This window comes from Streptomyces sp. BK208 (assembly GCF_004364245.1).
Taxonomy (GTDB): domain Bacteria; phylum Actinomycetota; class Actinomycetes; order Streptomycetales; family Streptomycetaceae; genus Streptomyces.
In genome coordinates this window covers 485,686-499,331 of record NZ_SOAV01000002.1, presented here as the reverse complement: position 1 = coordinate 499,331, position 13,646 = coordinate 485,686, and the positions used below count along the sequence as shown (strand labels likewise).

Below are 13,646 nucleotides of genomic sequence, written 5' to 3'. Positions count from 1 at the left end.
CAAGCCATGGCCCCTCGGCTCAGTGTCATCGTCCCCATCTACAACGTCGAGCGTTACCTGCCGGCCTGCCTCGACTCGCTCGCCGCGCAGACCTTCCGGGACCTGGAGGTCCTGATGGTCGACGACGGTTCGCCCGACGGCTCGGCCGCGATAGCCGCCCAGTACGCGGACCGCGACGAGCGCTTCCACCTGATCCGCAAGGAGAACGGCGGGCTCGGAGCCGCCCGGAACACGGGCATCGCGCACATGTCGGCCGAGTCGGAGTACCTGACCTTCGTCGACAGCGACGACGTGATCCCGCCCGACGCCTACCGGCTGATGGTCACCAGCCTCGACGAGTCCCGCTCGGACTTCGCGACCGGCAACGTCTTCCACCTCAAGGGCGAGAAGTCCTGGCAGGTGCCGCTGCTGAAGATGCTGGCCGGCGAGGCCCGCAAGCGCACGCACATATCGAAGATCCCCCGCCTGGTGGCCGACCGCATCGCCTGCAACAAGGTCTTCCGGCGCACCTTCTGGGAGAAGCACCACTTCGCCTTCCCCGAGGGCATCCTGCACGAGGACATCCCCGTGGTGCTGCCCGCCCACTACCGGGCGGAGGCCGTCGACATCATCGGCGAGCCGACGTACTACTGGCGACTGCGCGAGGGCGAGTCGGCCCCGTCGATCACGCAGCGCCGCAAGGAACCGCAGGCCATCCGTGACCGGGTCACCGCGGTGAGCATGGTCAGCGACTACCTGTCCCAGCAGCCGGGCGCCGAGTACGCCGCGTACAAGAACCAGTACGACGAGCGGGTGCTCCGGGACGACCTGCGGCTGTTCATGCGGGTGCTGCCGGACGCGACGGCCGAGTTCCACGAGGCCTTCCTGGAGGCCGCCAACCGCTACCTCGACACCATCGACCCGAAGATCGTCCTGGGTCTGCCGACGGATCTGCGGGTCCAGTGGCTGCTGGTGCGCAAGCACGCCATGCCCGAGCTGATCGCCCTGCTCGCCTCCCAGCGCCGCAAGGAGCCGGTCGAGGTGTCGGGCTCCTTCCGCAAGTACGCCAGCTACCGCACGCTGGAGGAGAGCGGACTCGAACTGCCCAAGTCCGCGCTGCGCATCGACGGCGACCTGTCGCTGCGCGCACCGCTGCGGGAGGTGTCCTGGCAGGACGGCAAGCTCTACCTGTCCGGCAACGCGTACATCGACAAGATCGACATGCCGTCGAAGCGCAGCAGCGTCAAGGTCGTCCAGCTCAAGCGGGACGGCTCGCGCCGCCGCATGTACCTGCCGGCCCGCAACGTCCACCGTCCGGAGTGCACCACGGACTCCGGCCAGCAGCGCTACAACTACGACTGGGCCGGCTGGGAGCTGGAGCTCGACCCCGCCAAGCTGCGCAAGGGCGGCAGCTGGCAGGAGGGGCTGTGGCACGTCGGCATCAACGTCTACGCGTCCGGCCTGGTGCGCCGCAGCGGGGTCTGGGCCCGCGGCGGTTCCGCCGCCAACTTCCCGGCGTACCAGTGGCTCGACGACGACTTCCGGATGCTGCCGACCGTCGAGCGCGGTGCCTTCAAGCTGCGGATCGAAAAGGTCCGCGCCCTGATCACCGACCGCCGCCTGGACGGCGACTCGATCGCGGTCGCCGGTGACATCCGGGTGCCGCTGAAGCCGGGCGAGACGCTGGCGCTCCGGCTGACGAACGCCAGGAGCGGCGAGGTGCGCAAGTACCCCGTCGACGTGGCGCAGCAGGGCTCCCGGACCACCTTCGAAGCCCGGGTACCGCTGACCGACGTGGCGCTGCTCGGCGACGACACGGTCGACGAGAACGCCCAGCTGGACCGCCGGCTGTGGAGCACCGCCCTGCTGGCCACCGCGGCGGACGGCACGGAGCGCCAGTTCAGCAGCGTGGTCAAGGAGGGCCTGGCGGACCTGGCGTTCGACCTGCCCGCGTCCTTCGGTGAGCCCGGCGCGCACCGGGAACTCGCCCTCATCTCCGGGCACAACGGCTACCTGAAGATCGTCGGCCGGACCCGCCGGGCCACCGTCACCGGTGTCGCCCTGCGCGACGGCCGGATCGCGATCGAGGGCCGCACCAGCCCCGAGCTGATCGGCGCCGACCTGGTCCTCAAGGCCCGCAACCGCTACGACGAGCGCACCGCGTCCGTGGACTGGTCGGACGACGGCACCTTCCGCACGTCCTTCGACCCGTCGGTGATGGGCGGCTCCGGCGGGGTGCCGCTCAAGGCCGGCCGGTGGAACCTGCGGCTGCGCTCGGCGGACGCGGACGTGCCGGACGCCGAGTTCGTCATCGACCGCCTGGCCGTGGCCCAGTTCCCGCTGCACGCGGAGCTGAACGGGCGCCGCTACTGGTTCGAGAACCGCTGGGGCGACTTCCCGCAGCTCAACTGCCGCTCCGAGCTGAGCGACCTGGAGCGCGGCCCCTACCGCCAGCTCCAGCAGCGCCGCGAGGTCTACGAGCCCGGCCGTGAACTGCCGCTGCGCGACCAGGTGTTCTTCCTCAGCTACAACGGCAAGCAGTACTCGGACAGCCCGCGGGCGATGCACGAGGAGCTGCTGCGCCGCGACAGCGGCCTGAAGTACCTGTGGGCCGTGCGCGACAGCCAGGTCGTCCTGCCGCCGACGGCGGAGAAGGTCCGCATGTGGGGCCGGGAGTGGTTCGAGGCCCTGGCCACCTCCCGCTACATCGTCACCAACGGACACCTGCCCGAGTGGGTCGTGCGCCGTCCCGGCCAGGTGATCGTGCAGACCTGGCACGGCACGATGCTGAAGAAGATCGGTCACGACATCGAGACCCTCTACTTCGACCGCGAGTACCAGAACCGCCTGGCGCTGGAGGCGAAGAACTGGAGCCTGCTCGTCTCCTCGAACCGCTTCTCCACGCCGATCCTCAAGCGCGCCTTCTCCTACGACGGGGAGATCCAGGAGGCCGGCTACCCGCGCAACGACTACCTCTACTCCCCCGACCGGGACAAGATCGCCGAGCAGGTCAAGGAGACGCTGAAGCTGCCCGCGGGCAAGAAGGTCGTGCTGTACGCGCCGACGTGGCGGGACGACCAGTCCCACAGCGCGGGGCAGTACCTGTTCGACCTGCGGATCGACCTGGAGGACGCGCGCCGGCGCCTGGGCGACGACCACGTCCTGCTCATCCGCCGCCACTCCAACGTCGTCGACCAGGTCCCGGGCGCGGGCAACGGCTTCGTGTTCGACGTGTCGGAGTACCCGGACATCGCCGACCTCTACCTCGCGGCGGACATCATGATCACGGACTACTCGTCGGTGATGTTCGACTACGCGCACCTGAAGCGGCCGATGCTGTTCTTCACCTACGACCTGGAGCACTACCGGGACACGCTGCGCGGGTTCTACTTCGACTTCGAGAAGGACTCCCCCGGTCCGCTGATCGGCACCTCCGAGGAGCTGGTCGACGCGATCCGCGGCATCGACCAGGTCAAGGCGGACTACCAGGACCGGTTCGACCGCTTCCACCACCTGTTCTGCGACCTGGACGACGGGCACGCCTCCGCGCGGGTCGTCGACCGGATGCTGGAGCAGGCGAAGGAGAGCTGACCCCGGCGGTCACGGGACGGGCACAGGCGAAGGGGCGGGGCCCGGAGGATGATCCTCCGGGCCCCGCCCCTTCGCCTGCCGCCCGTCCCGTCGTCCGCGTCCGCGTCTGCTTCCGCGACGGTGGTCAGAGCCGTACGGTCTTCACCGCGAACTGGCACGCGGCGGTGAAGTAGGGGCGCAGCTCCGTGCGCCGGCGGGTGGGTGCCTGCGGGGCGGGCTTGCCGCCCAGCGCCCTGCGGGACTTGCGCATCGCGCGGGTCAGCACGGTCGGCCCCGGAGCCACGGTCTCGGTGAGCACGGGACGGGCGAAGGTGAACACGTCGATCGGCGCGAGTACGTCGGTCGCCAGCTTGGCCAGCTGCACCCTCGGGGCGCCGGGCGCCGCGCGCAGCCAGAAGTCCCAGACGACTTCCTTCTCGTCGTCGTCGGTGTGCTCCCGCACCAGCGCGGCGCAGTCCAGGTCCACGGCGACCCACCCGTCGCCCTCGTCGCGCAGCGGGAAGCTCAGCACCCGCTCCTTGTTCCGCCGGTGCACGGCCTCCACGACGGCGCCCGCTGCGGGCCGGGCGCCCCACAGCTCGGCGCGCACCGCGATGGTCCGCTCGTCGACCCTGACCGGTCCGACCTCGGCGTGCGCCTCGCGCAGCGCGCTGCGCAGCCGCAGCCCGCCGTCCTGGTGCAGGTGCGGCAGCATCAGCGCCAGGGCCGGGCCCTGGGCGCGCGGCAGCCGTACGGCGAGCAGGTCACGGGTGTCGCAGCCGTAGCCGTCGGTGGTCAGCGCCACCTCGCGCCCGCCCTCGCGGGTGGCCAGGGCGACCTCCCAGGTGCCGTGCGGCACCCCGGCGTCCCAGGGCACGACGGCATCGCCCTCGGCGGAGAACGGGAAGCGGTGCTCCTCGCTGCCCGCGCCGCCCTTGCGCAGGACCAGGTCGGCCTCTTGGGCGCTCGGCGGCAGCGCTCCCACGGCCACGTGGACCGAGCCCTCCCGGTCCACCCGGGCCGTGGCGTGGACGGGCAGCTCCTTGCGGGCGAAGGCCTCCTCCAGGATGGCCTCGAAGCGCTCGCAGCTGGCCCGCTCGTGGAACCGCTCGGCGTTGCGGATGCCGGCGGCGCCCATCTTCAGGCGCAGTTCCTCGTCCTGGACCAGGCTCCGGATCGCCTCGGCCATCGCGTCCACGTCGCCGCGCGGCACGATCAGCCCGTCCTCGCCGTCGGTGAGGATGTTGCGCGGCCCGTGGTCGGCGTCGGTGGCGACGACGGGGAGGCCGGCGGCCATCGCCTCGACGATGACGTTGCCGAACGCCTCCCGCTTGGAGGGCAGGACGAAGATCGAGCCCTTGCCGAACTCCGGGGTGACGGGGGAGGTCTGGCCCATCAGCAGGATGCTGTTGGACAGGCCCAGTTCCTCGATGCGGGTGCGCAGCTTCTTCTTCTCGGTGCCGTGGCCGTAGATCCGCAGGGTCCAGTCGGGCGCGTCGGCGTGGACCTTGGCGAAGGCCTCGACGAGCAGGGCGTGGTTCTTGTTGTCGGTCAGGTGACCGGCGGAGACCACCACCTTGTTGGTCCCGCTGGAGCGGATCGTGGAGGACGGCACGCAGTTGGGCATCACCGCGAGGCGGTTGCGCACCGCGGGCACCTGCCGGGCGATCGCGGCGACCTCCTCCGGGGTGAGCGCCGTCAGGGCGTGCAGGTGCCGGTAGGCCGGGAAGAGGCGCTGCTTGATGTCCGCGGCGTAGATGGCGGGCATCGAGTGCTCCTGGGTGACCTTCAGGTAGTCACCGCGCGCCTGCGTCAGCATGATCGTGTTGCGCGGGCTGGAACTGACCAGCACGTCGGCGTCGGTGGTGTCGAAGTACTCCAGCAGCCGCAGCTCCGCGAGCCGGCTCACCACCGGCGTCTTGGCACCGGCGTTGAGCGGGTAGACCAGCGGGAACTTGTCGGACAGCGGGTTGTCGACGTCCGAGACCGGGGAGTGCGGCCGCATGTCCGTGAGCGCCCGCACGGACACCCTCGGGTCCAGCGGGAAGTACGACTCGTCACGCACCTTGCGCAGCGCCACGATCTCCACGTCGTGCCGCTCGGCCAGGGCCCCGGCGAGGTTCTGCGTGGCACTGACCACGCCCCCCATGTGACACAGGTCCCGTACCAGGAATGCGATCTTCACTTTGCGGCTTCTCTCTGCTCCCGGGAAGCGGCTGGTCAGGCCGTCCCCCCTCCCCTGGCCACGCACGTGTGGCACATCCTTCTCACAAAGTACACAGGAATGTCGGCGGGCAGATCACAGCCCTGCCACACCTGTGTAACCCTGCGTCGGCAACGCGGTACCGAGGCGCCGGGGAGAGGGGAGAGAAGAGGGCTAGAACGGCTCGAAACCGTCGAACTCCTGCTGGGCCTCGTCCCGTTCGGCGTCCCGGTCCCGGCGGCGCTGTGCGGCCGGGCGGGGCGCCTCGAAGCGGTGGTCCTCGCCGCGGCGGCCGAGCATCTCGGCACCGGCCGACATCGACGGCTCCCAGTCGAAGACCACCGCGTTGTCCTCGGGGCCGATGGCCACGCCGTCGCCGCCGCGGGCGCCCGCCTTGACCAACCGCTCCTCGACACCGAGGCGGTTGAGCCGGTCGGCGAGGTAGCCGACGGCCTCGTCGTTGTTGAAGTCGGTCTGCCGCACCCAGCGTTCGGGCTTCTCGCCGCGCACCCGGAACAGGCCGTCCTCCTCGCGGGTGACGGTGAAGCCGGCGTCGTCCACGGCCTTGGGCCGGATGACGATGCGCGTCGCCTCCTCCTCGGGCCGGGCGGCACGCGCCGTGGCGACCAGCTCGGCCAGCGCGAAGGACAGCTCCCTGAGCCCCATGTGCGCCACGGCCGACACCTCGAAGACCCGGTAGCCGCGCGCCTCCAGGTCGGGGCGGACCATCTCGGCGAGGTCCTTGCCGTCGGGCACGTCGATCTTGTTGAGGACGACGATCCGCGGCCGGTTGTCCAGGCCGCCGTACTCGCGCAGCTCGGCCTCGATGACGTCCAGGTCGGAGAGCGGGTCGCGCTCGGACTCCAGCGTCGCCGTGTCCAGGACGTGCACCAGCACGCTGCACCGCTCCACGTGCCGCAGGAACTCCAGGCCCAGGCCCTTGCCCTGGCTGGCGCCGGGGATGAGACCGGGGACGTCGGCGACGGTGTACACGGTCGACCCGGCCGTCACCACGCCCAGGTTGGGGACGAGCGTCGTGAAGGGGTAGTCGGCGATCTTCGGCTTGGCCGCGCTGAGCACGGAGATCAGCGAGGACTTGCCGGCGCTCGGGTAGCCGACCAGCGCCACGTCGGCGACGGTCTTCAGCTCCAGGTGGATGTCCTGGAAGTCGCCGGGCTCGCCCAGCAGCGCGAACCCGGGGGCCTTGCGCCGCGCGGAGGCCAGCGCCGCGTTGCCGAGGCCGCCCCGGCCGCCCTGCGCGGCGACGTAGGAGGTGCCGTGGCCGACCAGGTCGGCCAGCACGTTGCCCGCCGCGTCGAGGACCACGGTGCCGTCGGGCACGGGCAGGACCAGGTCCTGACCGTCCTTGCCGGAACGGTTGCCGCCCTCGCCGGGCTTGCCGTTGGTGGCCTTGCGGTGCGGGGAGTGGTGGTAGTCGAGGAGCGTGGTCACCGACTGGTCGACGGTGAGGATCACGTCGCCGCCCCGGCCGCCGTTGCCGCCGTCCGGGCCGCCGAGCGGCTTGAACTTCTCACGGTGGACGGAGGCACAGCCGTGGCCTCCGCTACCCGCGGCGACGTGCAGTTCGACGCGGTCCACGAAGGTGGTCATGGGATGTGCCTCCAGTTACTACGTACTGCGGATTGCTACGCGTGACGACGAGAGCGTCTCTTGGGTAACACGCGAAAGGCGGACCCGCTTCCCGTGGGGGAAGTGAGGCCCGCCTCGCGAATGTGTCCGGTCAGGCGACCGGAACGATGTTCACGACCTTGCGGCCACGGTGGGTGCCGAACTGCACCGCACCGGCCTGCAGGGCGAACAGCGTGTCGTCGCCGCCACGGCCGACTCCGGCGCCCGGGTGGAAGTGGGTGCCGCGCTGGCGGACCAGGATCTCACCCGCGTTGACGGCCTGACCGCCGAAGCGCTTCACGCCGAGCCGCTGGGCATTCGAGTCGCGACCGTTCCGGGTGGACGATGCGCCCTTCTTGTGTGCCATGTCTCCTCAGTCCCTTACTTCGCAGCCGCGGGGATCTCAGTGACCTTGATCGCCGTGTACTGCTGGCGGTGGCCCTGACGACGGCGGTAGCCGGTCTTGTTCTTGTAGCGCAGAATGTCGATCTTCTGGCCCTTGTGGTGGTCCACGATCTCGGCCTGGACCTTGATGCCGGCCAGCACCCACGGGTCGCTGGTCACAGCGTCGCCGTCGACGACGAGCAGGGTCGAGAGCTCGACCGTGTCGCCGACCTTGCCGGTGGAAATCTTGTCAACCTCAACGATGTCGCCGACAGCAACCTTGTGCTGGCGACCACCGCTGCGCACGATGGCGTACACGCGGATCTCACTCTCTCGCTCAGAACGGCACCCCCGCAGTCCAGCCGCCCGGTGACACACGGACGGCCTCTCCCGGCCGAGCCCGCGAGGGCGCACACCCGGAAGGAAAGAGGTTTACGGGGATGTGACGTGTCAGTCGACACGCCGACGGTCAAGATTACGGGGCCGCACGACAGGGGTCAAACCGGGCCCCGGGGCGTCAGCCGGAGACGGCCGCGACGTACTCGGCGTACGCCTCCCGCGCCCGCGCGGGCGACAGACCCAGGTGCTCCAGGATCGTGTACCGGCCGGGCCGGGTCTGCGGCGCGAACTCCACGGCCCGTACGAACTCCTCGTCGCCGAACCCGATCTCCCCGGCCACCACGGGCAGCCCGTGCCGGCGCAGCGTGCCCGCCATCAGCAGGGAGCCCTCCCGGTCGCCGCGCAGGTACGTCGCGAAGGCCGCGCCGATGCCCACCTGCTCGCCGTGGCTGGCCGCGCGGCCGGGGTACAGCAGGTCGAGGGCGTGGCTGATCTCGTGGCAGGCGCCCGACGAGGGACGGGTGTGCCCGGCGATGGTCATGGCGATGCCGGACAGCACCAGGCCCTCGGTCAGCACGGTCAGGAAGCCGTCGTCGCCGCAGCCCCCGGGGTGGCGCAGCACGGCCTCACCGGCCTGCCGGGCGAGGGCGGCGGCCAGGCCGTCGACCTTCTCGCCGTTCACCCGGTGGGCCAGCTCCCAGTCGGCGACCGCGGAGACGTTGGAGACGGCGTCGCCGATCCCGGAGCGCACGAACCGGATCGGCGCCTCCCGGATCACCGCGAGGTCGACGACGAGCGCGATGGGCGTCGGCACGCCGTACGAACCGCGGCCCGCGTCGTTGTCGAGGATGGAGACCGGCGAGCAGATGCCGTCGTGGGACAGGTTGGTGGCCACCGCGACCATGGGCAGACCCACCCGGGCCGCGGCGAACTTGGCGCAGTCGATGACCTTGCCGCCGCCGAGACCCACGACCGCGTCGTACCGCCCCGACTTCATCCCGTCGGCGAGGCGCACCGCGTCGTCGATCGTGCCGCCGCCGACCTCGAACCAGGCGGCGCCCGGCAAGGACGGCTCGAGGCGTCTGCGCAGCCGCGCCCCCGAGCCGTCGCTGATCGCCACGGCCAGCTTCCCGGACTGCGAGATCCGCTGGTCCGCGAGGACGCTCGCCAGGTCGTCCAGGGCGCCCGGCCGGACGTCCACGACGAGCGGCGAGGGAATGAGCCTCGTCAGTACCGGCACGTGCTCTCCTCTCCTCGCCAGGGGGGACCCGGCTGTCACTGATGATGCGCGCGACGGCGGCCCGGGAAACGTGTGGCCCCGTCCGACCGGAATCCGGTCGGACGGGGCCACACGCTGTCGACAGGTGCCGGATCAGCCCTCGTCGGTGGCGGCCGTGACCGTCGACGGCGCCTGCTGGTCGGCCGCCGCGGTCTTCTTCGACGCCGTCTTCTTGGCCGTGGCCTTCTTGGCGGTCGTCGTCTTGGCCGCCTTCTTGGCCGTGGCCTTCTTCGCGGTCGTCGTCTTCTTGGCCGCGGTCTTCTTGGTGGCGGCCTTCTTCGCCGTCGCCTTCTTGGCCGTCTTGCGGGCCGCCGCCTTCTTGGCGGGGGCGGCCTCCTCGGCCTCGGACTGCGCCTGCGGTGCCTCCTCCTCCGTCGCGGCCGACGGGACGACCGTGACGGCCGCCTCCTCGGACGCGGTGGACGTGGTGGGCTTGCGCACCGCCCGGCGCCGCGGACGGGCCGGGGCCGCGCTCTCGGCGGGCTCGGCGGCGGCCGGGACCTCGGGCGCCTTCTCGGGCTCGGGCTGCTCGGCCGCCGGGGTCTCCGGGACCGTCAGCACGGCGGCCTCGGCACCCTCGGGCGAACCGGCCGGCGCGGACACCTTCCGGGTGGCCCGACGGCGGGTACGGCCCTTGGGCGCGGCCTCCTCCGACGCGGGCGCCGGGGACTCGGCCGGGGCCTGGGCACCGGAGACCGCGTCCTCGACGGCGGCGGGCTCGGCCAGCACCTCGGCGGCGGACTCGCGCCGCACGGGACGCTCGACCTCTTCCCGCACCGTGACGTCCTGCGCCGTGGGCGCCTCGGCGGGCGCGGCCTCGGCCTGCGCCGCCCCGGCCTTCTCGCCCTTGGCGGCCTTGGGCGCACCCGCCGGAGCGGAGGCCCGACGGCTCGCGCGACGCCGGCCACGACCACGCGTGGCGGCGGCCTCGGCCTCCGCGGCGCTGCTGTACAGCTCCTCGTCGGCGCTGAAGTCCGGCGCCGGAAGGGCGACCGGCTCGGCCACCTCGGCGGCGACCTCGGACTCGGACTCGGTGTCCGCCTCCTGCTCCGCCGTCGGACCGGTCTCGAACCCGGCGACGGCCTCGTGCTCGTGCGGCTGGTCGGCCCCGGCCCGCGCCCGCTTGCGGCGCTTGCCACCGCCACCGCCGCCGGCCGACGCCGGCTGGTCGAGGTGGACGATGACACCGCGGCCGTTGCAGTGGACGCAGGTCTCCGAGAACGACTCCAGCAGGCCCTGGCCGACCCGCTTGCGGGTCATCTGGACCAGCCCGAGCGAGGTCACCTCGGCGACCTGGTGCTTGGTCCGGTCCCGGCCCAGGGACTCCAGCAGGCGCCGCAGCACCAGGTCCCGGTTGGACTCCAGCACCATGTCGATGAAGTCGATGACGATGATGCCGCCGAGGTCGCGCAGCCTGAGCTGGCGCACGATCTCCTCGGCCGCCTCCAGGTTGTTCCTGGTGACCGTCTCCTCGAGGTTGCCGCCCTGACCGGTGAACTTGCCGGTGTTGACGTCGATGACGACCATCGCCTCGGTCCGGTCGATCACCAGCGAACCGCCGCTGGGCAGCCAGACCTTGCGGTCCAGCGCCTTGGCGAGCTGCTCGTCGATCCGGTACGTGGCGAAGACGTCGACCTCGCTGGTCCACTTGGACAGCCGCTCGGCGAGGTCGGGCGCCACGTGGGACACGTAGCCGTGGATGGTCTGCCAGGCGTCGTCACCGCTGACGACGACCTTGGAGAAGTCCTCGTTGAAGATGTCGCGCACGACGCGGACGGTCATGTCCGGCTCGCCGTACAGCAGCGTGGGCGCGTTGCCGCTGCCGCCCTTGGCCTTCTTCTGGATGTCCTCCCACTGCGCGTGGAGCCGCTCGACGTCGCGGCGCAGCTCCTCCTCGCTGGCGCCCTCGGCGGCGGTGCGCACGATGACGCCCGCGTCCTCGGGGACGATCCGCTTCAGGATCGTCTTCAGGCGGGAGCGCTCGGTGTCGGGCAGCTTGCGGCTGATGCCGGTCATCGAGCCCTCGGGCACGTAGACCAGGTAGCGGCCGGGCAGCGAGACCTGGCTGGTCAGGCGGGCGCCCTTGTGACCGATCGGGTCCTTGGTGACCTGCACGAGCACCGACTGGCCGGACTTGAGGGCGGACTCGATGCGGCGCGGGCCGTTCGCCATGCCCAGCGCCTCGAAGTTGACCTCACCGGCGTACAGGACGGCGTTGCGGCCCTTGCCGATGTCGATGAAGGCGGCCTCCATCGACGGCAGCACGTTCTGCACCTTGCCGAGGTACACGTTGCCGACGTACGAGGTGGCCTGCTCCTTGTTGACGTAGTGCTCGACGAGCACCCCGTCCTCCAGGACGCCGATCTGGGTGCGCTCGCCGTGCTGGCGGACGACCATGACGCGCTCGACGGCCTCGCGGCGGGCCAGGAACTCGGCCTCGGTGATGATCGGCACCCGGCGGCGGCCCTGCTCGCGTCCCTCGCGGCGGCGCTGCTTCTTGGCCTCCAGGCGGGTGGAGCCCTTGATGGACTGCACCTCGTCGGACGGCTCGGGCTTCGGGCGGGGCTCGCGGACCTTGACGACGGTGCGCTCGGGGTCGTCGGCGGAGGAATCTCCGTCGCCGGAACCGTCCCCGGCCCGGCGACGGCGGCGACGACGGCGACGGCTGCTGCTGGAGCCACCGCTGTCGCCGGAGGCCTCCTCGCCCTCCTCGGCGTCCTCGTCCGCCTGCTCGGCGGTGTCGTCGGCGTCCTCGTCGGCCCGGTCTGCGCCGTGCTCGCTCTCGTCGTCGGCCAGGTCGCCGTCGGCCGCGTCACCCCGGCGACGGCGACGGCCGCCCCGGCGACGGCGCCGGCGCGAACCGGACTCCTCGTAGCCCTCGGCGTCGTCGTGGTCCTCGCCCGACTCGTCGGACTCCGCCTCGGCGTCCGCGTCGGCCCCGGTCTCGGGCTCCGGCTCCGGCTGCTCCTGGGTGACGGCGGCCGTGGCCCGCTCCTCGGCGGCCTCCTCGGCGGCGGCACCCCGGCGCTTGCGGCGGCGGCGCGAGGCGGCGGGCTGCTCCTCCTGGACCTCCGCGCTCTCCTCGACCGGCTTCGCCGGCTCGGCACCGGCCGCCTCCGCGGCGGCCTCGGCCGCGGCCCGCTCGGGCGTCTGGAACTGGGGCTCGGCGAACACCGGCGCCTGGAACACGGCGACCGCGGGGCGCGACGGGCGCTTGGGCGCCTCGCCCTCGCCGGACGCGGCGGTCTGCGCCGGGGCGGCGAACCCGGAGGCGGCCTTACGGGTGGACCGACGGCGCGCCCGGCGCGGAGCGGCGTCCTCACCGGACTCGGCCTCGGCCGGTGCGGCGGTCTCGACGGCCTTCTCGGCCTTCGGCGCCTGCGTGGCCTTCGCGGGCTCGGGCGCCGCGGCGGCCTCGGGCTCGCCCGCTTCGGCGGCGGCCTCTGCGGGTGCGTCGGCCGGGGCGGACACCCGGCGCGTGGCGCGACGGCGGGTACGTCCCTTGGGAGCGGCGCTCTCCGCCTCGGCCTCTTCCGCGGCGGGCGCGGGCGCCTCGGCGGACTCCGGAGCGGCGGCGGCCGGCTCGGCGGCCGGTTCGGCGGCCGAGGTCACACTGCGGGTGGCGCGACGGCGGGTACGGCCCTTGGGAGCGGCGGTCTCGACGGCTGCTGCCGTCTCCTCCGGCTCCTCGGCCGGGGCCTGCGTCTCGGCGGCCGGGGCCGCGGACACGACGGTCTCGGCCGCCTCCGCCGCCTCGGGCGCACCGGCGGGAGCGGAGGCACGGCGTACCGCACGGCGACGCGGCCGGGCGGGAGCCGCGGACTCCGCGGCCGGCTCGGGGGCCTCGGCCACCTCGGCGGGGGCCGCCTCGGCCGGCGCGACGGTCTCCGCCGGCGCCTCGGAGGCACCGGACGGCGGACCCGCCGGGCGGGACGCGGCCCTGCGCCGACGGCGCGGCGGCAGGGTGTCGCTGGGGGTGTTCGACTCGGAGTCCGTGGACGTGGCGGCGGACTCGGTCGGTTCGGTCGGTTCGAGCATGCGGGGGTTTCTCCCGTCAGGCTCCCGGGCGCCGCGCCCGGTCCGGCATCGACATGTCGACCGCCGGTGACGTCCGCGGCTCGCGCGGTGCGCGGTTGCCGCCGTCCGGGGCGCGGGCGCCGCTCGGAAGCTCTCCGTGTCTTGTCTCGCCGGTTCCGTACCCCTTGTCGGGCACGGCCTGGCGAAAGTCTTGTGGTCGGTGCGCTGCCCGACCCAGGTGGCTCC

7 protein-coding genes are annotated in these 13,646 nt (G+C 72.4%); 1 reads left to right on the top strand and 6 read right to left on the bottom strand.

From position 1 onward, the window contains the following. Nucleotides 1–6: 6 nt before the first annotated feature. Nucleotides 7–3,570, top strand: coding sequence for a bifunctional glycosyltransferase/CDP-glycerol:glycerophosphate glycerophosphotransferase (locus EV562_RS06790; RefSeq protein ID WP_133885735.1), 3,564 nt, complete (start codon nucleotides 7–9; stop codon nucleotides 3,568–3,570). Nucleotides 3,571–3,694: 124 nt separating this feature from the next. On the opposite strand, the gene EV562_RS06785 is transcribed toward EV562_RS06790, so the two are convergent. The 6 genes from EV562_RS06785 to EV562_RS06760 all read right to left on the bottom strand — a co-directional run bounded on the left by EV562_RS06785 (nucleotide 3,695) and on the right by EV562_RS06760 (nucleotide 13,421). Beyond that, on the bottom strand, nucleotides 3,695–5,734 hold the full coding sequence (locus EV562_RS06785; protein WP_243859983.1) for a glycosyltransferase family 4 protein: 2,040 nt from the start codon (nucleotides 5,732–5,734) through the stop codon (nucleotides 3,695–3,697). 192 nt (nucleotides 5,735–5,926) lie between these two features. Continuing rightward, a complete protein-coding gene (gene obgE, locus EV562_RS06780; RefSeq protein WP_133885734.1) occupies nucleotides 5,927–7,363 on the bottom strand; it encodes a GTPase ObgE in 1,437 nt (478 codons plus the stop codon). Between the two features lie 130 nt (nucleotides 7,364–7,493). Continuing rightward, nucleotides 7,494–7,748, bottom strand: a complete 255-nt coding sequence (rpmA, locus tag EV562_RS06775) for a 50S ribosomal protein L27 (RefSeq protein ID WP_003976205.1) — start codon at nucleotides 7,746–7,748, stop codon at nucleotides 7,494–7,496. A 14-nt stretch (nucleotides 7,749–7,762) separates the two neighbouring features. Continuing rightward, entirely contained in the window at nucleotides 7,763–8,083 is a 321-nt protein-coding gene (gene rplU, locus EV562_RS06770; RefSeq protein ID WP_003976204.1) for a 50S ribosomal protein L21, read from the bottom strand. 199 nt (nucleotides 8,084–8,282) lie between these two features. Continuing rightward, a complete protein-coding gene (locus tag EV562_RS06765) occupies nucleotides 8,283–9,344 on the bottom strand; it encodes an iron-containing alcohol dehydrogenase family protein (RefSeq protein ID WP_166661623.1) in 1,062 nt (353 codons plus the stop codon). A gap of 132 nt (nucleotides 9,345–9,476) precedes the next feature. After that, complete coding sequence (locus EV562_RS06760; protein ID WP_133885733.1) at nucleotides 9,477–13,421, bottom strand: Rne/Rng family ribonuclease; 3,945 nt, start codon at nucleotides 13,419–13,421, stop codon at nucleotides 9,477–9,479. Nucleotides 13,422–13,646 lie beyond the last annotated feature (225 nt).